Annotated in this window: 20 protein-coding genes and 2 tRNA genes; 6 read left to right on the plus strand and 16 right to left on the minus strand. The window is 66.5% G+C overall.

The window, feature by feature from the left end; translation table 11 throughout:
* Positions 1–154 precede the first annotated feature (154 nt).
* Genes AC3WLF_RS29470 through AC3WLF_RS29485 form a run of 4 tightly spaced genes read right to left on the minus strand, consistent with a single transcriptional unit; the run spans position 155 to position 5,936 of the window.
* Positions 155–1,816, minus strand: coding sequence for an ABC transporter ATP-binding protein (locus tag AC3WLF_RS29470; RefSeq protein WP_492320617.1), 1,662 nt, complete (start codon positions 1,814–1,816; stop codon positions 155–157).
* Entirely contained in the window at positions 1,813–2,949 is a 1,137-nt protein-coding gene (locus AC3WLF_RS29475) for an ABC transporter permease (RefSeq protein WP_492320616.1), read from the minus strand. The genes AC3WLF_RS29470 and AC3WLF_RS29475 overlap by 4 nt, the downstream gene beginning before the upstream one ends.
* The gene (locus AC3WLF_RS29480) at positions 2,946–3,995 is read right to left on the minus strand and encodes a microcin C ABC transporter permease YejB (RefSeq protein WP_010814276.1); all 1,050 of its coding nucleotides are present in this window, start codon (positions 3,993–3,995) and stop codon (positions 2,946–2,948) included. The genes AC3WLF_RS29475 and AC3WLF_RS29480 overlap by 4 nt, the downstream gene beginning before the upstream one ends.
* A 39-nt stretch (positions 3,996–4,034) precedes the next feature.
* Positions 4,035–5,936 carry an extracellular solute-binding protein gene (locus AC3WLF_RS29485; RefSeq protein ID WP_492320615.1) on the minus strand — a complete coding sequence of 634 codons (1,902 nt, stop codon included), beginning with the start codon at positions 5,934–5,936 and terminating at the stop codon, positions 4,035–4,037.
* 211 nt (positions 5,937–6,147) lie between these two features.
* On the opposite strand from AC3WLF_RS29485, the gene fabI reads away from it, so the two are divergent.
* On the plus strand, positions 6,148–6,936 hold the full coding sequence (gene fabI, locus AC3WLF_RS29490; RefSeq protein WP_010814278.1) for an enoyl-ACP reductase FabI: 789 nt from the start codon (positions 6,148–6,150) through the stop codon (positions 6,934–6,936).
* A gap of 97 nt (positions 6,937–7,033) precedes the next feature.
* Here the strand turns inward: fabI and AC3WLF_RS29495 are convergent, their stop codons facing one another.
* From AC3WLF_RS29495 to AC3WLF_RS29505, 3 genes are all read right to left on the minus strand, one after another.
* A complete protein-coding gene (locus AC3WLF_RS29495; RefSeq protein WP_492320614.1) occupies positions 7,034–8,284 on the minus strand; it encodes an MFS transporter in 1,251 nt (416 codons plus the stop codon).
* Positions 8,285–8,444: 160 nt separating this feature from the next.
* Positions 8,445–8,615 carry a hypothetical protein gene (locus tag AC3WLF_RS29500; protein ID WP_492320613.1) on the minus strand — a complete coding sequence of 57 codons (171 nt, stop codon included), beginning with the start codon at positions 8,613–8,615 and terminating at the stop codon, positions 8,445–8,447.
* Positions 8,612–8,746, minus strand: coding sequence for a hypothetical protein (locus AC3WLF_RS29505; protein WP_013957262.1), 135 nt, complete (start codon positions 8,744–8,746; stop codon positions 8,612–8,614). The genes AC3WLF_RS29500 and AC3WLF_RS29505 overlap by 4 nt, the downstream gene beginning before the upstream one ends.
* Positions 8,747–8,972: 226 nt before the next feature.
* On the opposite strand from AC3WLF_RS29505, the gene AC3WLF_RS29510 reads away from it, so the two are divergent.
* Entirely contained in the window at positions 8,973–9,224 is a 252-nt protein-coding gene (locus AC3WLF_RS29510; RefSeq protein ID WP_010814281.1) for a DUF1488 family protein, read from the plus strand.
* Positions 9,225–9,359: 135 nt separating this feature from the next.
* Here AC3WLF_RS29510 and AC3WLF_RS29515 read toward each other — a convergent pair whose 3' ends face one another.
* The 7 genes from AC3WLF_RS29515 to AC3WLF_RS29545 form a co-directional block, all read right to left on the minus strand.
* Positions 9,360–9,809: a potassium channel family protein gene (locus tag AC3WLF_RS29515; protein WP_492320612.1), complete on the minus strand. Its 450-nt coding sequence runs from the start codon at positions 9,807–9,809 to the stop codon at positions 9,360–9,362.
* Positions 9,810–9,820: 11 nt separating this feature from the next.
* Positions 9,821–10,870 carry a DUF2955 domain-containing protein gene (locus tag AC3WLF_RS29520; RefSeq protein WP_492351915.1) on the minus strand — a complete coding sequence of 350 codons (1,050 nt, stop codon included), beginning with the start codon at positions 10,868–10,870 and terminating at the stop codon, positions 9,821–9,823.
* On the minus strand, positions 10,860–11,987 hold the full coding sequence (locus tag AC3WLF_RS29525; RefSeq protein WP_492320610.1) for an HlyD family secretion protein: 1,128 nt from the start codon (positions 11,985–11,987) through the stop codon (positions 10,860–10,862). Before AC3WLF_RS29525 ends, AC3WLF_RS29520 begins: the two co-directional genes overlap by 11 nt.
* Positions 11,988–12,007: 20 nt before the next feature.
* A complete protein-coding gene (locus AC3WLF_RS29530) occupies positions 12,008–13,552 on the minus strand; it encodes an efflux transporter outer membrane subunit (protein WP_492359212.1) in 1,545 nt (514 codons plus the stop codon).
* A 17-nt stretch (positions 13,553–13,569) separates the two neighbouring features.
* A complete protein-coding gene (locus AC3WLF_RS29535; protein ID WP_492320608.1) occupies positions 13,570–14,673 on the minus strand; it encodes an AI-2E family transporter in 1,104 nt (367 codons plus the stop codon).
* Positions 14,674–14,927: 254 nt separating this feature from the next.
* Positions 14,928–15,004, minus strand: a tRNA-Arg gene (locus AC3WLF_RS29540).
* A 51-nt stretch (positions 15,005–15,055) separates the two neighbouring features.
* Positions 15,056–16,315, minus strand: coding sequence for a GGDEF domain-containing protein (locus AC3WLF_RS29545; RefSeq protein ID WP_492359213.1), 1,260 nt, complete (start codon positions 16,313–16,315; stop codon positions 15,056–15,058).
* A 408-nt stretch (positions 16,316–16,723) separates the two neighbouring features.
* Here AC3WLF_RS29545 and AC3WLF_RS29550 point away from each other — a divergent pair.
* Positions 16,724–16,800: transfer RNA gene (locus tag AC3WLF_RS29550), tRNA-Pro, on the plus strand.
* 97 nt (positions 16,801–16,897) lie between these two features.
* Here the strand turns inward: AC3WLF_RS29550 and AC3WLF_RS29555 are convergent.
* On the minus strand, positions 16,898–17,647 hold the full coding sequence (locus tag AC3WLF_RS29555; protein WP_492357587.1) for an exonuclease domain-containing protein: 750 nt from the start codon (positions 17,645–17,647) through the stop codon (positions 16,898–16,900).
* A gap of 177 nt (positions 17,648–17,824) precedes the next feature.
* Positions 17,825–18,343, minus strand: a complete 519-nt coding sequence (locus tag AC3WLF_RS29560; RefSeq protein WP_492320605.1) for a hypothetical protein — start codon at positions 18,341–18,343, stop codon at positions 17,825–17,827.
* A gap of 612 nt (positions 18,344–18,955) precedes the next feature.
* On the opposite strand from AC3WLF_RS29560, the gene infA reads away from it, so the two are divergent.
* From infA to AC3WLF_RS29575, 3 genes are all read left to right on the plus strand, one after another.
* A complete protein-coding gene (gene infA / locus AC3WLF_RS29565) occupies positions 18,956–19,177 on the plus strand; it encodes a translation initiation factor IF-1 (protein ID WP_008641674.1) in 222 nt (73 codons plus the stop codon).
* A 245-nt stretch (positions 19,178–19,422) separates the two neighbouring features.
* Entirely contained in the window at positions 19,423–19,899 is a 477-nt protein-coding gene (locus tag AC3WLF_RS29570; protein ID WP_492320604.1) for a SixA phosphatase family protein, read from the plus strand.
* 339 nt (positions 19,900–20,238) lie between these two features.
* Complete coding sequence (locus tag AC3WLF_RS29575; RefSeq protein WP_456808364.1) at positions 20,239–21,081, plus strand: GNAT family N-acetyltransferase; 843 nt, start codon at positions 20,239–20,241, stop codon at positions 21,079–21,081.
* Positions 21,082–21,151 lie beyond the last annotated feature (70 nt).

Here is a 21,151-nt window from a genome sequence, read left to right on the forward strand (position 1 = left end):
TCATTCACATGTCAAAGTTCGTTACAAATTCGCCGGATTTGACTGGCGAATCAAGGATATAGGCGGGAATTCGCACCTTGTTTATCGGATTGATCCGAACCACCGGATGCTAGCCAGGCGGGGCCGCGGCGTTGCTGCGCCGCACACCTGCGGGTCAGCCAGCGCCGACCTGCGCCGCCGCCATCAGCTTGCGCGTATAGGGGTGCTGGGGTGCGCCCAGCACCGCTTCGGTGTCGCCGGCCTCGACCACCTCCCCTGCCTTCATCACGAAAACCCGATGCGCCATGGCGCGGATCACCGCCAGGTCATGGCTGATGAACAGGTAGGTGAGGTTGTACTTGTGTTGCAGCTGGGACAGCAGCGCCAGCACCTGCTGCTGGATCGACACGTCCAGCGCCGAGGTGGGCTCGTCCAGCACCAGGATCTGCGGCTTGAGGATCAGCACCCGGGCAATCGCGATGCGCTGCCGCTGCCCGCCCGAGAATTCGTGCGGATAGCGGCCCAGCGCGGTGCGGTCCAGGCCGACCTCGCGCAGGGCTTCGATCACGCGCTGGCGCGTGCCCTCGTGCGACAGGCCGGGCTGGTGCAGCGCCAGGCCTTCTCCGACGATCTGCTCGATGGTCATGCGCGGCGCCAGCGAGCCGAACGGGTCCTGGAACACCACCTGCATGCGCGCGCGCAACTGGCGGCGATCGTCGCGCGTCGCGGTGTCGAAGCTGCGGCCGAGGAAATGGATGGTGCCGCCGCTCTTGCGCTGCAGCGCCAGCACGGTATGCGCCAGCGTGGTCTTGCCCGAACCGGACTCGCCGACGATGCCGACGGTCTCGCCCTCGCGCAGCTGGAAGTCCACGTCCTTGACCGCCGCAAACTGGTCCTTGCCGAACCAGCCGGCCAGCCCGCGGCGCTTGCGCGCGTAGTTGACGCTCAGCTTGCGCGCTTCCAGCAGCACCGGCGCCAGCGGCACCAGCGGCAGCACCTCGCGCCTGGGGCGGCTGTCGATCAGCTTGCGGGTGTAGGGGTGCTGGGGGGCGGCAAACAGCTGCGCGGTCTCGCCGGTCTCGACCAGCACGCCCTTCTCCATCACGCCCACGCGCTGGGCAAAGGAACGCACCAGGTTGAGGTCATGGGTGATCAGCATCACCGCCATGCCGAACTCGGCCTGCAGGTCGCGCAGCAGGTCCATGATCTGGGCGCGGATGGTTACGTCCAGCGCCGTGGTCGGCTCGTCGGCGAGCAGCAGCTTGGGGCGGCAGGCCAGCGCCATGGCAATCATGGCGCGCTGGCGCTGGCCGCCCGAGAGCTGGTGCGGGAAGCTGTCGAAGCGGTGCGCGGCGTCGCTGATGCCGGTGCGCTCCAGCAGCGCGATGGCGCGCTCGCGCGCGGCGCGGCGGTCCAGGCCCTCGTGCAGCGCCAGCGTCTCGACGATCTGGTTGCCGATGGTGTACAGCGGATTGAGCGCCGTCATCGGCTCCTGGAAAATCATCGCGATCTCGGCGCCGCGGATGCCGCGCATCTCGCGGTCCGACACCTCCAGCAGGTTCTTGCCCTCGAAGCGGATCGCGCCGTCGTAGTAGGCGTCTTCCACCAGCCGCAGCATCGCCAGCGCGGTCACGGTCTTGCCCGAGCCCGACTCGCCCACCAGCGCGTAGCGCTCGCCCGCGCGCAGGTCGAAGCTGACTTCACGCACGGCACGGGTGGCATGCTCGCCGTGGCCGAAGGTGACGGAAAGCTTGTCGACGCACATCAGCGTGGAACCGGGCGCCGGCGCCGCGGCCGGCGCCTCGGCCGGCTGGATCACGGGAGACACCGCGGTCATGGCGTGGCCTCCGGTGCCGCCCCGGTCGGCGCGCCGGCCGGGATCTTGGGTTCGACCCGGCCGCGCAGCGCCGCCAGGCCCAGGCGGGTATCGAAGGCATCGCGCAGCGCGTCGCCCATGAAGGTCAGCAGCAGCAGCGTGACCACCAGCACCGCGAAGGTCGACAGCGAAATCCACCACGCATCCAGGTTGGCCTTGCCCTGCGCCAGCAGCTCGCCCAGGCTGGGCGTGGTCGGCGGCACGCCCATGCCGAGGAAGTCCAGGCTGGTCAGCGCCAGGATCGCGGCGCTCATGCGGAACGGCAGGAAGGTGATCACCGGGGTCAGGCTGTTGGGCAGGATATGGCGCCACATGATCTGCACATTGGACAGGCCCAGCGCGCGCGCGGCCTTGACGTAGTCGAGCGAGCGGTTGCGGTAGAACTCGGCGCGCACGTAGTCGGACAGGCCCATCCAGCCGAACAGCGACAGCAGGATGATCAGCAGCGCCAGGCTGGGTTCGAAGATCGAGGCAAAGATGATCAGCAGGTACAGCTCCGGCATCGAGCTCCAGATCTCGATGGCACGCTGCGAGAACAGGTCGAAGCGCCCGCCGAAGAAGCCCATCAGCGCCCCGCTCAGCGTGCCCACCAGCACCCCGATCACGGTCAGCGCCAGGCTGAACAGCACCGACACGCGGAAGCCGTACAGCAGACGGGCCAGGATGTCGCGGCCGCGGTCGTCGGTGCCCAGCCAGTTCTCTGCCGACGGCGGCGCCGGGTTGGGCTCCTTGGCAAAGTAGTTGAGCGAGTCGTACGAATAATGGTTCAGCGGGAACACCGCGAAGTTGCCGTTGGTGGTGATGCGGTCGCGGATATACGGATCGAGGTAGTCCGCGGGCGTGGCGAAATCGCCGTCGAAGGTGGTTTCCGGGTAGACCTTGACGATGGGGAAATACCATTCGCCCTTGTAGTGCACCACCAGCGGCCGGTTGCTGGACAGCAGCTCGGCGCCCAGGCTCAGCACGAAGATGACCACGAAGATCACCAGGCTCCAGTAGCCGCGCCGGTTGCGGCGAAAGCGCTGCCAGGCGCGCTGGCGCGGCGAAGGCGAATGCGGCAGCCCGTTGGGGGCCGCGTGCGTGAACAGTTTCATCGGTGCAAGCCCTCGAAATGGATGCGCGGATCCACCAGCACGTAGCAGACATCGGAGATCAGGCGCGTGACCAGCCCGATCAGCGTGAACAGGTAGAGCGTGCCCAGCACCACCGGATAGTCGCGCCGCAGCACCGCCTCATAGGACAGCAGGCCCAGCCCGTCGAGCGAGAACAGCGTCTCGATCAGCAGCGAGCCGGTGAAGAAGGCGCCGATGAACGCGGCCGGGAATCCCGTCACCAGCGGGATCAGCGCGTTGCGGAACACGTGCTTCCACAGCACGCGGCGCTCGCCCAGGCCCTTGGCGCGCGCGGTCAGCACGTATTGCTTGCGGATTTCCTCGAGGAAGGCATTCTTGGTCAGCATGGTGACCACCGCGAAGCTGCCCACCACCGATGCCGTGATCGGCAGCACCAGGTGCCACAGGTAGTCCATCACCTTGCCCATCAGCGAGAGCTGCTCCCAGTTGTCGGAGGTCAGCCCGCGCAGCGGGAACCACTGCACGAAGGTGCCGCCGCCGAACAGCACCAGCAGCAGCACGCCCAGCACGAAGCCGGGGATGGCATAGCCCACCAGCACGATGATGCTGGTCACCACGTCAAAGCGGCTGCCCGCGCGGATGGCCTTGGAAATGCCCAGCGGCACCGATATCAGGTAGGTCAGGAAGAAGGTCCACAAACCCAGGCTGACCGACACCGGCAGCTTGGACTTGACCAGCTCCCACACGCTGCGGTGCTGGAAATAGCTCTGGCCCAGGTCGAACTGGGCAAAGCGCTTGAGCATCAGGAAGTAGCGCTCCAGCGGCGGCTTGTCAAAGCCGTACAGGGCCTGGATCTCCTTGATCTTCTCGGGGTCGACGCCGCGCCGCCCGCGGTATTCGGCGCCGCCGCCGCTGGCTTCGCCGGCACCGCCCCGCCCTTTCAGTTCCATCATCATCTGCTCGACCGGGCCACCCGGCACGAACTGGATCACCACGAAGGTCAGCGTGATGACCCCGATCAGCGTCGGGATCATCAGCAGAATGCGCTTGAGCAGGTAGGCAAGCATCGGCCGGTCCTCTTCCTTGTCTTGGTCGCGGCGGGCGCGTCAGCGCGCCTGCGGCTGCAGGTCCGTGCGCCACCATTGGCTCAGGATCCAGCCTTCGGCCGTGTAGTAATAGGGAAGGCGCTCCGGGTAGGCCAGCGTCTTGCGGTATGACACGCGGTGCGATGCGCTGTACCAGTTCGGCACGATGTAGTAGCCATGCATCAGCACCCGGTCCAGCGCCCGCCCGGCGGTGACCAGCTCCTGCCGGGTATGGGCGTGCAAGACGTTGTCCACCAGCTTGTCGACCACGGGCGACTTCAGCCCGAACAGGTTGTCCGAGCCCGGCGTGCCGGCCGCCTCGCTGGAAAAGCGGTCGCGCAGCTCGTTGCCGGGGCTTTGCGAGTCGGGAAAGCGGATCGACACCATGTCGAAGTCGAAATCCTCCAGCCGCTTCTGGTACAGCGCAAAGTCCGTGGTGCGCTGGTTCACCTGGATGCCAAGCTTCTCCAGGTTGCGCACATAGGTGGTGATGACGCGGCTCATGGCGCCGCCGTCGTCGAGGAACTCGAACACCAGCGTCTCGCCCTTGGCGTTGCGCAGCGCGCCATCCGTATAGGTCCAGCCGGCCTGGGCCAGCAGGCGCCGTGCCTGGCGCAGGTTGTCGCGCAGCGAACGCGGCGCCGCAGTGCTGGGCTGGACCACGTCCGGGCCGAACACCTCCGGCGGCAATTCCGCGCGCAGCGGCTCAAGCAGCGCCAGCTCGCCCGGGCCGGGCCGGCCATCGAAGGTGGCGCTGGCGGCCAGCTCGCTGTTGGAGAACCAGCTGTCCAGCCGCCTGTAGGCGCCGTAGAACAACTGCCGGTTCAGCCATTCGAAGTCCAGCGCAAGGATCAGGGCCTGGCGCACGCGCACGTCCTGGAACACCGGCTTGCGCATATTCATCACGAAGCCCTGCATGCCGGCACCGTTGCGGTGCGGGAACTCGGTCTTCAGCAGCTCGCCGTTGCGAAAGCGGGTGCCCTGGTAGCTCTTGGCCCAGTTCTTGGCCTTGTATTCGACGATGGCGTCGAACTCCCCTGCCTTGAAGGCCTCGAGCTTGGCGGTCTCGTCCTTGTACAGGCGGTAGGCCACGCGCGCGAAATTGAAGGTGCCGCGGCGCACCGCGAGATCCTTGCCCCAGTACTTCGGGTCGCGCTGGAAGATGATGCCGCGGCCGGCGTCATAGCGCTCGATCAGGTAGGGGCCGCTGGTGACCGGCGGCTCGAAGGTCAGCTTCTCGAACGGGACCTTGGCCGTCCATTTCTTCGAGAACACCGGCAGCGAGCCTACGATCAGCGGCAGCTCGCGGTTGCGCTGCTTGAATTCGAAGCGCACCGTGCGCTCGCCGGCGACGATCACCGCCTTCACATCGGTACACATGCTGCGATAGCCCGGACTCGAGGCCTTGCTCATCAGCATGTCATAAGAATATTTGACATCCGACGCCAGCACCGGGTCGCCATTGGAGAAGCGCGCCTGGGGCCGGATGGTGAACGTGACCGACAGCTCGTCCGGCGCCACCGTGACGTCCTCGGCGAGCAAGCCATAGGCGCTCGCGCTCTCGTCGGCGCTGCTGATCAGCAGCGACTCGAACATCAGCGCGTTCAGGCCGGGCGCCGACGTGCCCTTCAGCGTGAACGGATTGAACTTGTCGAAACTGGTGCGCCGGTCCGGATTGGCGAGTGTCAGCGTGCCGCCGGCGGGTGCATTGGGATTGGCATAGTCGAAATGCCGGAAATCCGCCTGGTACTTCAGGTCCCCGTGCAGCGCGAAGCCATGCGCCGCCAGCGCCGGATTGGAAAAGAGAGAGACCCCCGCCGCCAGCGCCATGGCCAGCCCGCTTGCAACCCAACCGCGCAGTACCGCATCCCGCCGGAAGCACTGCCATGCCGCCTGAAGCGGCCAACGTGCTTGAATAGGCATCCCGTTGGATTCCTCCACTATGACCTGTGGGGCCCGGCATTCTGTGGCCGGGCCAAGTATGAGACAATTTTACATGCGTCCGGGGTGGCGCCAGCCATCCGGACATTCCCTCTGCGCGGCGCAATAAAAACGACCGCAAGACAGCAAAGGCACGCACACGGCCGCACGGCGGACGCACGAAGCGTGCCTGATACACCACCTTGGAGAACTTATGGGATTTCTGGCAGGTAAGCGGATCCTGATCACCGGCTTGCTCTCTAACCGGTCGATCGCCTATGGCATCGCATCGGCGTGCAAACGCGAAGGCGCCGAACTAGCCTTCACCTATGTCGGCGAACGGTTCAAGGACCGGATCAGCGACTTTGCCAAGGAATTCGGCAGCGACCTGGTGTTCGAATGCGACGTCGGCAGCGACGAGCAGATCGCCGCGACCTTCGCCGCGCTGGGCCAGCGCTGGGATAAGTTCGACGGCCTGGTGCACTCGATCGGCTTCGCGCCGCGCGAGGCGATCGCCGGCGACTTCCTGGAAGGCCTGTCGCGCGAAGGTTTCCGCATCGCCCATGACATCTCCGCCTACAGCTTCCCGGCGCTGGCCAAGGCCGCGCTGCCGCTGCTGTCGGACAAGGCCTCGCTGCTGACGCTGACCTACCTGGGCGCCGAGCGCGTGGTCCCCAACTACAACACCATGGGCCTGGCCAAGGCCTCGCTGGAAGCCAGCGTGCGCTACCTGGCCTCGTCGGTCGGTCCGCGCGGCATCCGCGCCAACGGCATCTCCGCCGGCCCGATCAAGACCCTGGCCGCCTCGGGCATCAAAGGCTTCGGCAAGCTGCTCGGCCACTTCGAGCAGGCCGCGCCACTGCGCCGCAACGTCACCATCGAAGAAGTCGGCAACGTGGCCGCCTTCCTGCTGTCCGACCTGGCCAGCGGCGTGACCGGCGAGATCACCTATGTCGACGGCGGCTTCAACGTGGTCGGCGCCAGCGTCGCGGACGCAGAGTAAGCCCGTCCCGCCAGCGGATGCATGAAAAAGGGGTGCCCGATGAGGCACCCCTTTTTTGTTCCTTGCAGACCTGGTGCGCACACCAGGTCCGCCTGCATCACGCTTGCGCCGCGGCTGGCGCGCCCTGCCGACCCATGCTCAGCATCGACCACGCATAGACCACCAGGCCGCCCAGCGCCAGCAGCAGGCCGACCCAGCCGGTGGACTCCCAGCCGTAGCCGGCGGCAATGGTCACCCCGCCCAGCCACGCGCCGAGCGCGTTGGCCATGTTGAAGGCCGAGTGGTTGAGGGCCGCGGCCAGCGTCTGCGCGTCGCCGGAGACATCCATCAGCCGGATCTGCAAGGCCGGGCCCAGTGCCACCGTGGTGCCCACCAGCAGCACATTGATGGCAGCCAGCCAGGGATGCGACGCGGTCAAGGCGAAGGCGCCCAGCACCAGCGCCGCCCACACCAGCACGCCGCCGATGGTCGGCATCAATGCCTTGTCGGCCAGCTTCGCGCCGGCAAGGTTGCCCGCCACCGTGCCGATGCCGAACAAGGCCAGCACCACCGGGATGCCCGCCGCCGGCATATGCGCCAGCTCCAGCATGGTCGGCTTGATATAGCTGAACACCGAGAACATGCCGCCGAAGCCGATCGCGCCGATACCGAGCGTCAGCCAGACCTGCTTGCGCTTGAGCGCCGACAGTTCGCGCAGCGGGCTGGCGCACCGGTCGGCCGGCACGAACGGGACCCACCGCCACACCAGCAGCGCCGTCAGTGCGCCGAGGGCACCGACAATCAGGAAGGCCGAGCGCCAGCCCAGCCAGGTGCCGACCGTGGCGGCGATCGGCACGCCCACCAGCGTGGCAGTGGTCAGGCCCAGCATCACCAGCCCCACCGCCTGCGCGCGCCGTTCGCGCGGGACCAGGCTGGCGGCCACCAGCGCCGCCACGCCAAAGTACGTGCCATGCGGAAAACCCGTGAGCAGGCGCGCCACCATCATCGACAGATAGGAAGGCGCCAGCGCGCTGGCGATATTGCCGGCGGCAAACACCGCCATCAGCGCGATCAGCAGGTTGCGCCGCGGCCAGCGCGCGCCCAGCACCGCCAGCAGCGGCGCGCCGATGACCACGCCCAGCGCATAGGCGCTGATCAGGTGGCCGGCTTGCGGGATGGAGATGGCGAGGTCGCTGGCGGCATCGGGCAGCAGGCCCATGATGACGAATTCGCCGGTGCCGATGCCGAAGCTGCCGACCCCGAGCGCCAGCAGCGGCAGGCGGCCGGATGGATTGCGATCGCGGGAAGAAACGGAAGCGTCTGCGCCGCGGACGGGATCCGCGGCGGAATGTGCATGCGGGGCGGCCATGTACAGGATTGCAGGATGTTCAACAAAATGCCGCCCGCTGACGGGCGAGGTCAGTGCCCTCGCCTCTGATCGATCCAGCGTGCTCCTGTGCGGCGCGCAGGCTGTATTGTGCGGCAAAACCGCAAATCTTGCCCGCGCCGGCCTGACTGGCCGGCGTTGCTTACTTGGTCACGTGGACCAGCCGGTGCCACCAGTACCGAAGCGAGTGCTTCGCTATGCCGAACACCGGCTTGTGGTGGATGCCCACCCGGATGATGTAGCCGTAGACCCCGACCAACACGGCCAGGAACACAAGGGACCAGACGATCCCTGCACTGTCGGTCTCAGTCATTTCTTCTTCTTGGCGACCTCATCGTGCCCGCGAAACTGGACCGTGCTGAAGGGTGAGGCCGGCACGGATGGCTTCTTCGGTTGCTTGGGTTTCTTGGCTTCGCGGCTGCTGCGTAGTTGACTCTTGGCCATGATGGGCTCCTGAATGGCTTGCCTGGAGATAATGGCAATCCCAGCATACGCGCTAAATCGCCGGCGAAAGAAATATCTTTCGCGAAGACCGCGGCCATGCGCTCCAGCAGGCCGCGGGGACACATGCCCAGCTCGCGGGAAACAGGCGCATACTAGGGGCGGCAGCACCGGCTGGCGCCAGCAAGCCCAACACGCACGGCGTACCGTGACCGGACAGGAGTCTGCAATGGCACTGAATTTTCCCAATCCCAGCCGCAGCTACGATGCGGCGCGGCACTGCGTTTGCTTCTGGGGCTACGACAACGCGCGCGAAGTGGCCTTTCAGGTCACTGACGAAATCCTTCTGCGCCTGAGCCACCAGGGTGCCGCGGAAGAATCCGCCCTTCTCGCCACCTTCGACCATCATCGGGACCAGATCCTGCAACTGGCCAGGGACCTCTACAACCCCGGGGAACGTACCACCTACACGATTTCCTGACCGGAAAAACGCAGCGCGGCGGGCCAGCTTTCGCAGAGATCGGGATGCATCGATTGCCCAGCCCCGCCCGCGATTCGGCATCCGATATTAGAACCGTCCCAGTCCCGGCCCGGGCTGCGCCCGACGCCCCCATCCCTATGGCCGCTCGTCCTGCCGCAGCCTGGCCGGGTTGCGCTTGATCACGTCCAGCACCGCCGCGGTCATCACTGCGGTGGAGACGCCGAACATCAGGATGCCGTTGGCCGCCTCGAGCGGCCCCAGCAAGCGCCGGGCTTCGGACATGACGATATCGCCGTAGCCCAGCGTGGCGAAGTTCACGCCCGAGTGATAGAGCGCGGTAGCGAAATCGCCGAACTCGCCCAGCAGCATGAACAAGACGGCCCAGATCGCCATCTGCACGAAATTGCCAAGCAGCATCAGCATCATCACAACCGACAACAGCAGGACGTCCTGCCACAGCGATTCGCGGCCTTGCCGGGCATGCTTGAAGCGCACGTAGTAGCGCAGGCAGATGGCCACGAAGAGCGCCTGCAGCAGCAGGCACAGCAGCATTACGGGAAGGCCGATCAGCAGGTTGCTCAGCACGACCGGCCTCTTCAGCGGGCGCGCCGTCGTGCGCCGCGCGGCTGGTCGAGCAGCTCGATCATCAGCCAGGCATACAGCGTGACGCCGATAAACAGGCCCATGCGCACGGCGAAGGCGGTATAGACATCCTTTCCGGCCGCGCTGTCCTGCACGGACTGGCCCAGCAGGATGATCAGCGTCACGAGAGTGTTCACCCAGAAGCCTGGCGGGTACCGCGACGGGCTGAGGCCATACAGCTTGCGCGCCGCCAGCAGGCCGAACAGCAGCATCCACAGGAAGTACATCCACAAATGTACGAACAGGCTGAGTGCACACCAGAACACGATGGCCAGCACGCCGCCGAACATGGTCGAGCCAAGCAGCTCCCGCCCGGCGCCGCGTGCCGTGGTGGTGCAGCTTTGCCGGCCGAGGCTGACCGCTTTCATGATGATCGGGATGTACGCGGCCGGATCGTTCAGCGCCAGCAGGAAGGCCGGCATCACCACCAGCGCCGCGCGCAGCGCAATCCAGGCGGCCTGGTCATCCGGCAGAGCCTTGGCCGCAGGCCGCGCCTGCGCGCCGGACGGTTCGGGAAACAGCCAGTGGCCAAGTGTCAGCACCGCGACCGCGACGAGCAGTCCCTTGACCAGGGCATCGATGACCATGACCGCCAGCCCGAAATCGATGGTGCCCGCCGCCGAGATCATGGTCAGGCCGACCACCAGCAAGGTGGAGACCAGGTTATTGCCGCCGCGCAATCCGTAGCGAAAGGCCAGGAACAGGCACAGGCCGATCATCAGCACGCCGCTGACGGGATAGTAGCGCAGCAAGGGGATCAGCAGCAGGCCGGTGCCGGTGGTCAGCATCACGACCAGCACCAGGCCCAGCCCGGCCTTGGCCGACATCGGCTGGTTGACGCTGGCCAGCAGGAATACGCCGAGCACCGGCGCGAGCATGGGGATCGGCAGGCCCAGGCCGAAGCTGGCCGCCAGGCACAGCGCGGTGCCGCTGGCCAGGCGCAGCGAACGCTGGGCGCGTGGATCGCGCGCGGGCAACGGCAGCGCCGGGGCGTCAGTAGACATAGGAAAGCCAGCTCATCAGGTACAGGAATACGCGGCCGAGCGGATTGAGCGGGTTGCCCTGGGTGGGAAACGCCATGACTTCGGCCTGCCCGCCCACGCGAATGCCCCGCATCGAGGCGAGTTCGCCCTGGGCAAACTCGACCACCACCGGGAAGCGTTGTGCCGGACGCAGCCAGTCTCGGCTGTTCTGCACCGTCGGCAAGCTGCCCGGCGGCGTGCTCGGGCCGACGTTGACGCCATAGCCAACGCTGCGCACACGGCCTTCGAAGATCCTGCCCGGCAGCGCATCCAGCACGATGGCAACCGGCGTGCCGGGTTCGACACGGCCCAGGTTGTTCTCGGTCATCTCCGCGCTGATCCACAGATCGTGGATCGCGATCAGCGTCATGACCGGGTTGCCGGCTGCGGCAAACTGGCCGGCGTCGGTGCGCAGGTCGGTGACCAGCCCGGCGGCGCGCGCCCGCACCCGCGTATTGGCAAGATCCAGTTCGGCCTTTTCCAGGGCGGTGGCGGCGCTGCGCAGCTTGGCGTTCTCTTCCTCGCTGCCCCCCTGCTGTTCGCGCGCACGCTGGACCTCGGCCTTGGCGGCGGCGACCTGGCTGACAGCCTGCTCGAGGCTGGCCCGCGCCACCTCCAGACGGCGCAGGGAGATGGTGCCGGGATCATCGCTGTACAGGCGCTCCAGGCGATCGCTGTCCTGGCGCGCCTTGAGCTCGTTGGCGCGTGCTGCGCGCAGCGATGCCTGCGCCGATTCGATGCCGGCGGTGCTGGCGCCGATCTGCCGGCGTGTCGACTCCAGATCGGCGCGGGCGCGGTCCACGGCAATCTTGTAGTGCTGGGGATCGACCTCGAACAGGACAGTGCCTGCCGCGACGTCCTGGTTGTTGCGCACATGGACCTTGGTCACGCGCCCGGACACTTCCGCCGCAACCGGCACCACGAAAGCCTGTACCCGCGCCTGCTGCGTGTACGGGGTCAACCGGTCGGCAAACAGGTACCAGGCCAGGCTGATGACGATCAGCAAGAGCACCCAGCGCACGCCCTTCCTTGCCGGGTCGGCGGCGGGCGGCGGTGCGCTGGGCGCTGGGGCTGCGGGGGGTTGCGGGGCATCGCTCATCGGCACTCGCTCAGGGAGATCTACCTCTGCTTCACAGGGAGGCTGGCACCGGCGGACGGCGGGCCTGGTTCATCCAGCAGGTTCCCCCAGTCGGTGCGGTGCTGCATCTGCTCACGGGTGGCCGGGTCCACCAGTGGCTGCTCGCTGTGCCAGCCGCCGCCGAGCGCCTTGTACAACGCGATCAGGTTGCTGACGGCATTGCTGCGGTTGACCAGGTAGGTGTCCTGCTGGGCGGCCAGCGCACGCTGGGAATCCAGCACGCGCTGGAAGTCCGAGTAGCCTTCGCGGTAGAGCGCGTTGGCCAGCGTCAGCGAACGCCTGGCGGCCAGCGCGCTGTCGCGCAGGATCTGCTCGCGCTCCAGCGCCTTGATCAGGGCACTGGCGGCATCGTCGGCCTCGCGCGCCGCCTGGCGCACGGCATCCTGGTAGGCGACGATCAGCTGCTGCAGGCGGGCGTCCTGCACGCGCACGGTGTTCTTGATGCGGCCATAGTCGAACACGTTCCAGCGCAGGCTGGGGCCGCCGATCAGGGCCAGGCTGTTGGGCGTACCGGCCAGCGTGCTGGCAGACCAGACAATGCTGCCCAGCAGCGTCAGCGACGGATAGAGATCGGCTTCGGCCACGCCGATCAGCGCCGATTGCGCGGCGATCTGCAGCTCGGCGGCGCGGATGTCCGGACGGCGCGAGAGCAGGCTGGCGGGCACGTCCTGCAGTACCGCGCGATCGATCAGTGGAATCACCCCTTCCTTGCCCGCCAGTTCCGGCAGCTCCGGCAACGGGCCTGGCGGGCGGCCCATCAGCACCGCCAGGGCATTGCGGGTGCGCATGATCTGGCTTTCAAACTCAGGGATGGTGCTCAGGGTGCCCAGGTACTGCGTCTTCGCTTGCTGCAGGTCGAGCTCGTCGGTCTCGCCGCTCTTGAACAGCCGCTCGGTGATTTCAAGGCTGCGCTTTTGCAGCGCCGCGTTTTCGCGAGCGATGCGCAGCCGTGCCTCGGCCGTGCGCAGCGCAAAGTAGGTCTCTGCCACCTGGGCGCGCAGCAGCACCAGCACATCGTCGCGGTTGGCGCGGGCGGCAAAATAGACAGCATCGGCAGACTCGATGGCGCGGCTGAAGCGACCCCAGAAATCGAGTTCCCAGCCGATATCGAAGCCCGCGCTGTATTGCCAGAAGCGGCTGTTCTGCGGGTTGAGGCCGCCGGCCTGCCGGCGGTCCGTGTACAGGGCATCGGCACCGGCCTGCTGCAGTTGCGGGAAGCGCCCGCTCTGGGCAATGCCCAGTTGGGCGCGCGCTTCCATCACGCGCAGGCCGGCAATCCGCAGGCTGGCATTGTGCGCGTCGGCTTCGGCGATCAGGCGTTCGAGCGTCGGGTCGGCAAAGACCTGCCACCACTCGCGGATGTCGGGCTGGGCCCGCTGCTCGGTCGCCTGCTCAAGCGCCGGGCTGTGCCACTGCTGCGTCCAGGGTTCATGCTGCGGCTGGAAATCGGGCCCCAGGCGCGCGCAGCCGCCAAGGCAGCAGGCGCCGGCCAGCAATGCGCGCAATGGATGATTCCAGCGCGACATGGGCGGCCCGGACCACTTCAGGTCTGTTGCTGGTTGCCGGGATCCGCCTGCAGCGGCGGGTCTTCCACCCATTGCCAGAACAGCTGATACCCGACCGCAAGCACCACCGGACCGATGAACAGGCCGATCACGCCGCCTGTCACCATGCCGCCCAGGGCACCGATCAATACCACCGGCATCGGCACATCGACGCCGCGCCCGAGCAGCAGTGGCTTGAGCACGTTGTCGGCCAGTCCCGCAACGAAGACGTAGATGGAGAAGACGATGGTGGCAACGCTGGCACCTTCCGTGGCAAAGACATAGATGATTACCGGCACCGTGATCAGCGTGGCCGGCAACTGCGCGATGCCCAGCAGCAGCACTGCCATGGCCAGCACGCCCGCGGCAGGAACCCCCTTGATCACAAAGCCTATGCCGATCAGCAGCATCTGGATGAAGGCGATGCCGACCACACCCTGCGCCACCGCGCGGATGGTCGCCGTGCATAGCGTGGCGATGCGCTGGCCCCGCTCCAGGCCGAAAATGCGCGAGGCAATCTGCACGGCGCTACGGTTGCCGGCCTCGCCGTAGGCCATGAAAATGCCCCCGATAATCAGCGCGAAGACGAAGATCAGCAGCCCCTTGCCGATGCCGGCGGCTGCGGCCAGCACGGCCAGAGTGATTGCCTTGAGCTGAGGCGCCAGCGTCTGCATCAGGCCGGCCAGGTCCGAGGCGGCTTGCAGCCAGAAGTCATACAGGCGCTGGCCAACCAGCGGCCAGCTGGCTACCGACTCATGCGGTGGCGGAATATGAATGCCTTCGCTCTTGACGATGGCGATCGCATGCTCCATCGAGTCAATCATGGCGGCGCCCAGCAGGTAGGCTGGCAGCGCAATGATGGCAATGGCGGCCAGCACGATCAGCGTGGCGGCGCGGCCGTCCTTGTTGCCCAGCCGGCGCCTGAGCCTGACCTGCAGCGGGTAGATGGTCACCGCCAGGATCACGGACCAGACAATGAGATCAAGGAAGGGGCGGAATATCCGGAAGCAGAAGATGGCCAGCACCGCGATCAGCCCGGCACGGATCAGGACATCGAGTAGTCCGCGGGACAGCGCTCTCTCTGAAGTGGGCGTGGGCAACATCGCTGGTCTCCCTGCAGATCACCGCAAAGGTATCGGATCGGCAGCCTCACCGCCGGCCCTCACCAAGCCGGGTTAAGTACCGGTCTCTTGGGAAGGTGAAATCCAGTCTAGACGAGTGACCCGGCCGGAACAACCTCAAGACGTATGCCAATCGCTACATGGGAAGGACGTCGGTGCCACGAGCGTGACAGACCAGGCGGGGAATCGCCCGGCGGGAATCAGTAACCTGAATCCATGGGATGACCCCAAGGGGCTGGCGCGTCCTAGAGGATTCGAACCTCTGACCGCTCGCTTAGAAGGCGAGTGCTCTATCCAACTGAGCTAAGGACGCGAAGGCGTGCATTCTACCGCAGCGCCGCTGCGCAGTGACAAGCGGCGCATATCAGGAGGCGGCACGCGGCTGTCCGCGCGTGATGTAGTGGCCATCGTCCGCGCCGCCATCGGCGCCCGCCTCGCTGCCTGCCGGATGCAGGGACACGCAGTTGCGCCCTTTCAGCTTGGCGTCGTATAGCGCACGGTCCGCGCGTCGCATCAGCACATCGGCGCCTTCGCCCGGCTGCCGCGCCGCCAGGCCGATGCTGACGGTATAGGCGATCGGATCGGGTTCAGACGGGCATGGCGTGGCGCGCACCGCCGTGGCCAGCCGCAGGCAGGCCAGCCGGCCCTGCTCCAGCGCCGTATCCGGCATCAGGATGGCAAATTCCTCGCCGCCCAGGCGCCCCGCCACCTCGAGCTGGCCAAAATTCTTGCGCAGTTGCCCGGCGAAATGCCGCAGCACGCTGTCGCCCGCCAGGTGGCCGTAGACATCGTTGATTGCCTTGAAGTGATCGAGGTCGACAAAGGCCACCGTCAGGGGCTTGCGCTGCCGCTCGGCGCGCAGGCAGGCTGCCTCCAGCTCTTCCCAGAACGCGCCGCGCAGCAGCACATCGGTCAGGTCGTCATGGCGCGCGCGCCGCTCCAGCATACGCCGCAGCCGGTCGTGTGCCATCAGCGCAAAGCTGACCGACACGCCCACCAGTGCAAAGACGTTGAGCATGGCGAGTTCGCCGTCCCACGGCATCGGCCGCGGCCAGGCGCCGCCCTGCATGACTGCCGCCAGCGGCAGCGCCACGGTCCATGCGTTGATGGCCGCCACGGCGATGACGATCAATACCAGCGACAACGCCGCCAGCCGGCCGGTGCCGCGCGTGGCCGGCACCGACGGCAAGGCGCTGCGGGCCAGGTCCAGCAGCAGTGCGATATGGCACATCGTCAGCAGCGGTGCCATCTCCGGCATCAGCGCCGGCACGGCAAGATACTGCGGCGCCAGGTCGTGCCAGGCCACCGCCGCTGCGGCCGCCAGGTTGAGCGCCAGCAACGGCGCGGCGCGGCCGGGCCGGCCAGCGAAATGCCGCGCGCCCACGGCCATGACCGAGAGCGCCGCCAGCAGCGCCAGGTCGCTCGATTCCAGTACCAGCCACAGCGGGCGCAGTTCCTGCACCGCCGCCAGGGTCGCTGCCATTGCGGCCAGCACGCTTCCCAGCGCCCACGACGTCAGGCCGCTGCGATCCATGCCCGCCGAGCGGCGCAATACCACGCAAACCACAGCCATCTGCAGGGCGAACAACCCCGCGATGAGCACAACTATGTGCGACTGAAACATCTTCATTCCCGTCCAAGGCGACCAGCGGTGCACCGCATGGCGCCGCTGTTACCTGCTCTTTACCGGTCCTGTGTCGGACCGTTGTTATCAAAGCCGCATACCCGTTTTCAGGCCGGCTGGCGCCGCCAGCCGACAGACGCAAACACGCCGAGGCGCCCGCCGCGGGCGGGAGCGCCGTTATTGTTGTGGTGATCAGGTCAGTCCGGAAGGAATAGGCAAACCGGGCGTTCCCAAAAGCACGCCGGTCGGACTGGTGCGGTGTGCGGATTATCCCAGCGCGCAAACCCAAGTCAAGCCAAAGCGTCCCCGCCAGAAGGGGGAACAGGCCGGCAAGGTTGAGTGCGCCAGAGCGGGCATCATCACATTAGATTGACCGCGATCGCGGGGGCCGGCTACAATGGCCGGCTTCGGAGCGTAGCGCAGCCTGGTAGCGCATCTGATTTGGGATCAGAGGGTCGTAGGTTCGAATCCTATCGCTCCGACCAGAAATATGTAACGGAAACAACGGCTTGGATCGAAAGATCCAAGCCGTTTTTCTTTTCTGCCAACCGCGTCCAATAGCCGGACAGGCACGATCTGTTCTCACCACCGCAGCAAGTCCGGCCAGATCAGCGCCCCCGCGAACAGCATCAGCATCACCGCGACGATGACCAGCCGCCGGCTTGGGCCAGCATGGCCGGTCTCGACCTTTGGCATCCACGACTGGCCGGCCTCGGCCTCGGCCGGGGCCGCAGGTGACGGCGGCGGCGCGGGCGGCGCAGGCACGATGAATGCAACCCGCGGCACAAAGTCGGACTCGGCCAGCAGGAAGCCCATGGGCGTAGCCTGGCCGGCTGCACCCATGTGCTGGAACAGCAGCTTGGACAGCGCCAGGCAATCATCCAGCGCAACCTGCGGACGGGGCCGGAAGATGCGCAGGTGCTCGCACAGTGTATCGAGCTTGTGGTTAGGGACGTGGAAGTACTGGGACCAGCGGACCTGGCGCACCGAGCAGCGCCAGCGCTTGTGCTGGATGTCGGGAAGCACTTTTCCCAGCATCCGCGCATCGAATTCGGCGCCGTGGGCGACCAGCACATCCGCGTCGTCAACGATGGCACGGATGGCATCGACGTCAAAGCGCCGCCCGCGCAGCATCTCCGCGGTCAGCCCGTGCGTGCCGGTGGCCGCTTCGCTGATCGGCACGGTGGGCTCCTGCGAACCGTAATAGTCGGTGATCTCGCGCAACAGCGTGCCAGCCCGCGGCGCCACTTCGACAAGCAACAGGCCGATGCTGACGGGCTCGTCCGCTGGCGTGAGCCCGGTGGTTTCGGTACTGACGATGGCGACCCGCATGGGCTCGGTACTCCGGTGTAGCCGTCCGCGGGCATGGTTGGCGGCGGCCGCTCTGATTGTTTGCCTTTAGGTTAGTGCGAGCGCGTTAAACGTCATATCAACCAGATGGGCTAGCTGGAGGCGCCGGCCGGGAGGGTGCCGGCTGCCGCCGGTCCTCCCTCATCCCCACCACGTGGTTCAGGCAGGCTGCTGTTCCGCCTCGCCGCGCCGTCGCTCGAGATTGCAGTAGACGTCGGCCGCCACCAGCCCGAAGAGCGCGTGGGCAAACAGGCTTTCCCAGCCGCGGGCCTCGTCGAACCAGTTGAAGTAGGTTCCCAGCAGATAGAAATTGACCAGGTAGACCACCACGCCAAACACGATCCCGACCACCGAGGCCAGCCACAGGCTGGAATCGAAGCGGAATGACGACAGGATCATCGCCAGCACCGCCGCCAGGATGATCGACAGCGCGAAGTGCACCGTCCCCGCCGAAAGCACGACTGTCCAGTTGAAGGCATCGGCAGACAGGGCTTCACGCCCGAGGATGATGGCCGCGACCATCTTCACGGTGCCCCAGGCCCCCTGATACAGCAGGAAGCGCGCCGTCAGCAGTTCCAGCACCATGTAGACCGCGCCGGCAATCAGCCCCGCCACCACTGCGGCCCGCCAGTCCGGCCGGCAGCGAACGTAGCGGTGCGATTCCAGATGGAGTTCCATGGCAGTCTCCTTGCGAGATCCGGCCCGGCAAGGCCGTACGAGTTAGTTCTAGCTCATACGGGGCAAATACCAAGCCGGCCAGGCCGCAAGACACGCCTTTCAAGGCACATGAATTGCCGACCTGCCCGGCACGGTGCAACCGTCGCGGCCGGCGATCTGCCGCAACGTGCCGGTCATGCTGCAACTGCGTACGTGATACAATGTCAAAGTAGCCCCCGGGGTGTCCGTGCATCCCTGTAACCGGGCGTTCTCACCAGCGCGCTCTTCGCGAGCGAACAGCAGCCGCCGGCGCGGGCCTTCCGCGACGACACCAAACTGGCGAACCACCGGGTACAACCTGCCCGCCTGCTCCGCAAAGCACACGGTCTCCCCGGCCGTCAGCGGCCAGGCCGTCGCCCAAGCCATCCGCGCCCGTTGGGCGATACCGCTGACAGGACCGAGCATCAGGCGCCGCGCGCCGCAGTCCGCGTGAGCTTGCCCCGAACAACCCAAGGCGCGCTTCGCCGCAACCGGCGAAACATGCCGCGGTTCCGCGCCGTGCCGGGCGAACCGAACAGGATTTTTGAAATCGCAACCACGCAGCCTTCACGGGCTGCCGAAAAGGAAGACAGATTGGCTAAGGAAGAACTCATTGAATTTGGCGGCGTGGTGTCGGAAGCCCTGCCTGACAACCGCTATCGTGTCACGCTGGAAAACGGTGTCGAAATCTGGGCATACGCTTCGGGCAAGATGCAGAAGCACCGCATCCGCATCCTGGCCGGCGACCGTGTCACCCTGGAAATGTCGCCCTATGACCTGACCAAGGGACGCATCAACTTCCGCCACAAGTCCTGAGTTTCTGCACGGCCCCGGCGATACCGCATACGCGGCTGTCGCCCGCGCCGCGGCCGTTGTGCGCCGACGCGCTGTCACGCCGCTGACACCGCGCCCGGACACACTTGCGGGCTGCCCGACAGGCAGCCTGCTTCCGTTTACGCGCCGCGCGCAGCCTGGCCTGCGCCATCGGCGCGGGCCAGCTGGCGCTTGCACCGGTCGGGCCGCTTCACCATACTCGAAGCTCGCTCATTGCCCTGCCCGACATGAACCTGATCCTGTGGCGCCACGCCGAAGCCGAAGACCTCCCCGACGCGCTCAGCCTGAGCCGCCATGCCGACCTGCAGCGCCCGCTGACACGCCGCGGCCGCAAGCAGGCGGAGGTATCCGCCAAATGGCTGCGCGCGCATCTGCCGGCCGACACCCGCGTCCTTTGCAGCCCGGCGCTGCGCACCCGTGAAACGGCGGCCGCGCTGTCTGCCGAGGCGGAGATCATTGACGCCCTTGCGCCCGGCGCCGACGTCAGCGCAGTGCTTGCAGCAGTCGAGTGGCCGGAACGCCCCGAGCACGTGGTGGTAGTCGGGCACCAGCCCTGGATCGGCCGCGTCGCCAGCCTGCTGCTGGCCGGCTCGGAGATGAACTGGAGCGTGCGCAAGAGCGGCATCTGGTGGCTGACCGGCCGCACCCGCGAAAGCGAGGCGCAGACCGTGCTGCGCGCCGTCATCAACCCCGAATTCCTCTGAGCCCCCGGCGTGCCAGGTGCCGCCTGACGGCACCTGGCCCATTTTCTCCCGTCAAAATCAGAAATAGCTGATGGCGGGCGGAATCTACCGTTACTAGAGTGGCCTTGGCGCCTCTTCCGGTGCCGATAGCAGTTGTCACGGAGATTCCCCATGAATGGCCCGGCTGATCGTCATATTGCTGTCGAGGATCGCAACGCACACCCTGACCCATCTCGCGAAAGCGCCCGACCATCCGCCCTGGCAGCGGACGTCACGGAACCGTCATCCCCGGGTCACGGCACTGTCACCCGCTCTCACTACATTGCATCGCAACAGTTTCGTCACCAAAAGGACATACTGATGCGAGATCTGCCGACGCCCACCCAGCCGCTTTTCGACTCTCTGCCCAATGGCCTTGGCGGCCAGACGGCGCGGAGCCGTCTTCATCGCCAATCAGATACACCGGCACATGAATCGCCTGTTCTCAGCGTGGCGTGGGCGCGCCACCAGGACGAAGTAGTCGAAGCCCAGCGCCTGCGCTACAAGGTCTTTGCCGAGGAAATGGGCGCGCGCCTGACCTCTTCGGTGCCGGAACTGGACATCGACATGTTCGATGCCTACTGCGACCACCTGATCGTGCGCGACATGGCCACGCTGCGCGTGGTGGGCACCTACCGCGTGCTGCCGCCGCACCAGGCCAAGCGCCTCGGCTGCCTGTACGCGGAGTCTGAATTCGACCTGGTGCGCCTGGCCCACCTGCGCCCCAAGATGCTGGAACTGGGCCGCTCCTGCGTGCACCGCGACTACCGTTCGGGCAGCGTCATCATGGCGCTGTGGGGCGGCCTGGGCGAGTACCTGCAGCGCTGGGGCATCGAATCGATGCTGGGCTGCGCCAGCGTGCCGATGAACGACGGCGGCCACTATGCGGCCAGCCTGCACCGGCTGTTCAGCGAGCGCTCGCTGGCGCCGATCGAATACCACGCCTTCCCGCGCGTGCCGCTGCCGGTCGAGGACCTGAACCAGCAGCTGGATGTCGAGCCGCCCGCGCTGATCAAGGGCTACCTGCGCCTGGGCGCAAAAATCTGCGGCCAGCCGGCCTGGGATCCGGACTTCAACGTGGCGGACTTCCTGACGCTGCTGCGCGTGAACGACATGAACCCGCGCTACGCCCGCCACTTCCTCGGCCTGAACAACGGCGCCTGAGTAACCGTCTTCAAAGTCAAGTTCGGTGAAGCGATTTGTCCCAAGGAGTGCTGGTTCTGACCATGGCGTT

Source organism: Cupriavidus sp. FW306-01-F10A (assembly GCF_058782785.1).

Coding starts and splice junctions, on each gene's coding strand:
- AC3WLF_RS29570 (WP_492320604.1), top strand. CDS start 19,423: ATGAACCTGATCCTGTGGCGCCACGCCGAAGCCGAAGACCTCCCCGAC.
- AC3WLF_RS29475 (WP_492320616.1), bottom strand. CDS start 2,949: ATGAAACTGTTCACGCACGCGGCCCCCAACGGGCTGCCGCATTCGCCT.
- AC3WLF_RS29470 (WP_492320617.1), bottom strand. CDS start 1,816: ATGACCGCGGTGTCTCCCGTGATCCAGCCGGCCGAGGCGCCGGCCGCG.
- AC3WLF_RS29510 (WP_010814281.1), top strand. CDS start 8,973: ATGGCACTGAATTTTCCCAATCCCAGCCGCAGCTACGATGCGGCGCGG.
- AC3WLF_RS29520 (WP_492351915.1), bottom strand. CDS start 10,870: ATGTCTACTGACGCCCCGGCGCTGCCGTTGCCCGCGCGCGATCCACGC.
- AC3WLF_RS29485 (WP_492320615.1), bottom strand. CDS start 5,936: ATGCCTATTCAAGCACGTTGGCCGCTTCAGGCGGCATGGCAGTGCTTC.
- AC3WLF_RS29535 (WP_492320608.1), bottom strand. CDS start 14,673: ATGTTGCCCACGCCCACTTCAGAGAGAGCGCTGTCCCGCGGACTACTC.
- AC3WLF_RS29505 (WP_013957262.1), bottom strand. CDS start 8,746: ATGGCCAAGAGTCAACTACGCAGCAGCCGCGAAGCCAAGAAACCCAAG.
- AC3WLF_RS29530 (WP_492359212.1), bottom strand. CDS start 13,552: ATGTCGCGCTGGAATCATCCATTGCGCGCATTGCTGGCCGGCGCCTGC.
- AC3WLF_RS29560 (WP_492320605.1), bottom strand. CDS start 18,343: ATGGAACTCCATCTGGAATCGCACCGCTACGTTCGCTGCCGGCCGGAC.
- AC3WLF_RS29480 (WP_010814276.1), bottom strand. CDS start 3,995: ATGCTTGCCTACCTGCTCAAGCGCATTCTGCTGATGATCCCGACGCTG.
- fabI (WP_010814278.1), top strand. CDS start 6,148: ATGGGATTTCTGGCAGGTAAGCGGATCCTGATCACCGGCTTGCTCTCT.
- AC3WLF_RS29575 (WP_456808364.1), top strand. CDS start 20,239: ATGCGAGATCTGCCGACGCCCACCCAGCCGCTTTTCGACTCTCTGCCC.
- AC3WLF_RS29495 (WP_492320614.1), bottom strand. CDS start 8,284: ATGGCCGCCCCGCATGCACATTCCGCCGCGGATCCCGTCCGCGGCGCA.
- AC3WLF_RS29500 (WP_492320613.1), bottom strand. CDS start 8,615: ATGACTGAGACCGACAGTGCAGGGATCGTCTGGTCCCTTGTGTTCCTG.
- AC3WLF_RS29555 (WP_492357587.1), bottom strand. CDS start 17,647: ATGCGGGTCGCCATCGTCAGTACCGAAACCACCGGGCTCACGCCAGCG.
- AC3WLF_RS29545 (WP_492359213.1), bottom strand. CDS start 16,315: ATGTTTCAGTCGCACATAGTTGTGCTCATCGCGGGGTTGTTCGCCCTG.
- AC3WLF_RS29525 (WP_492320610.1), bottom strand. CDS start 11,987: ATGAGCGATGCCCCGCAACCCCCCGCAGCCCCAGCGCCCAGCGCACCG.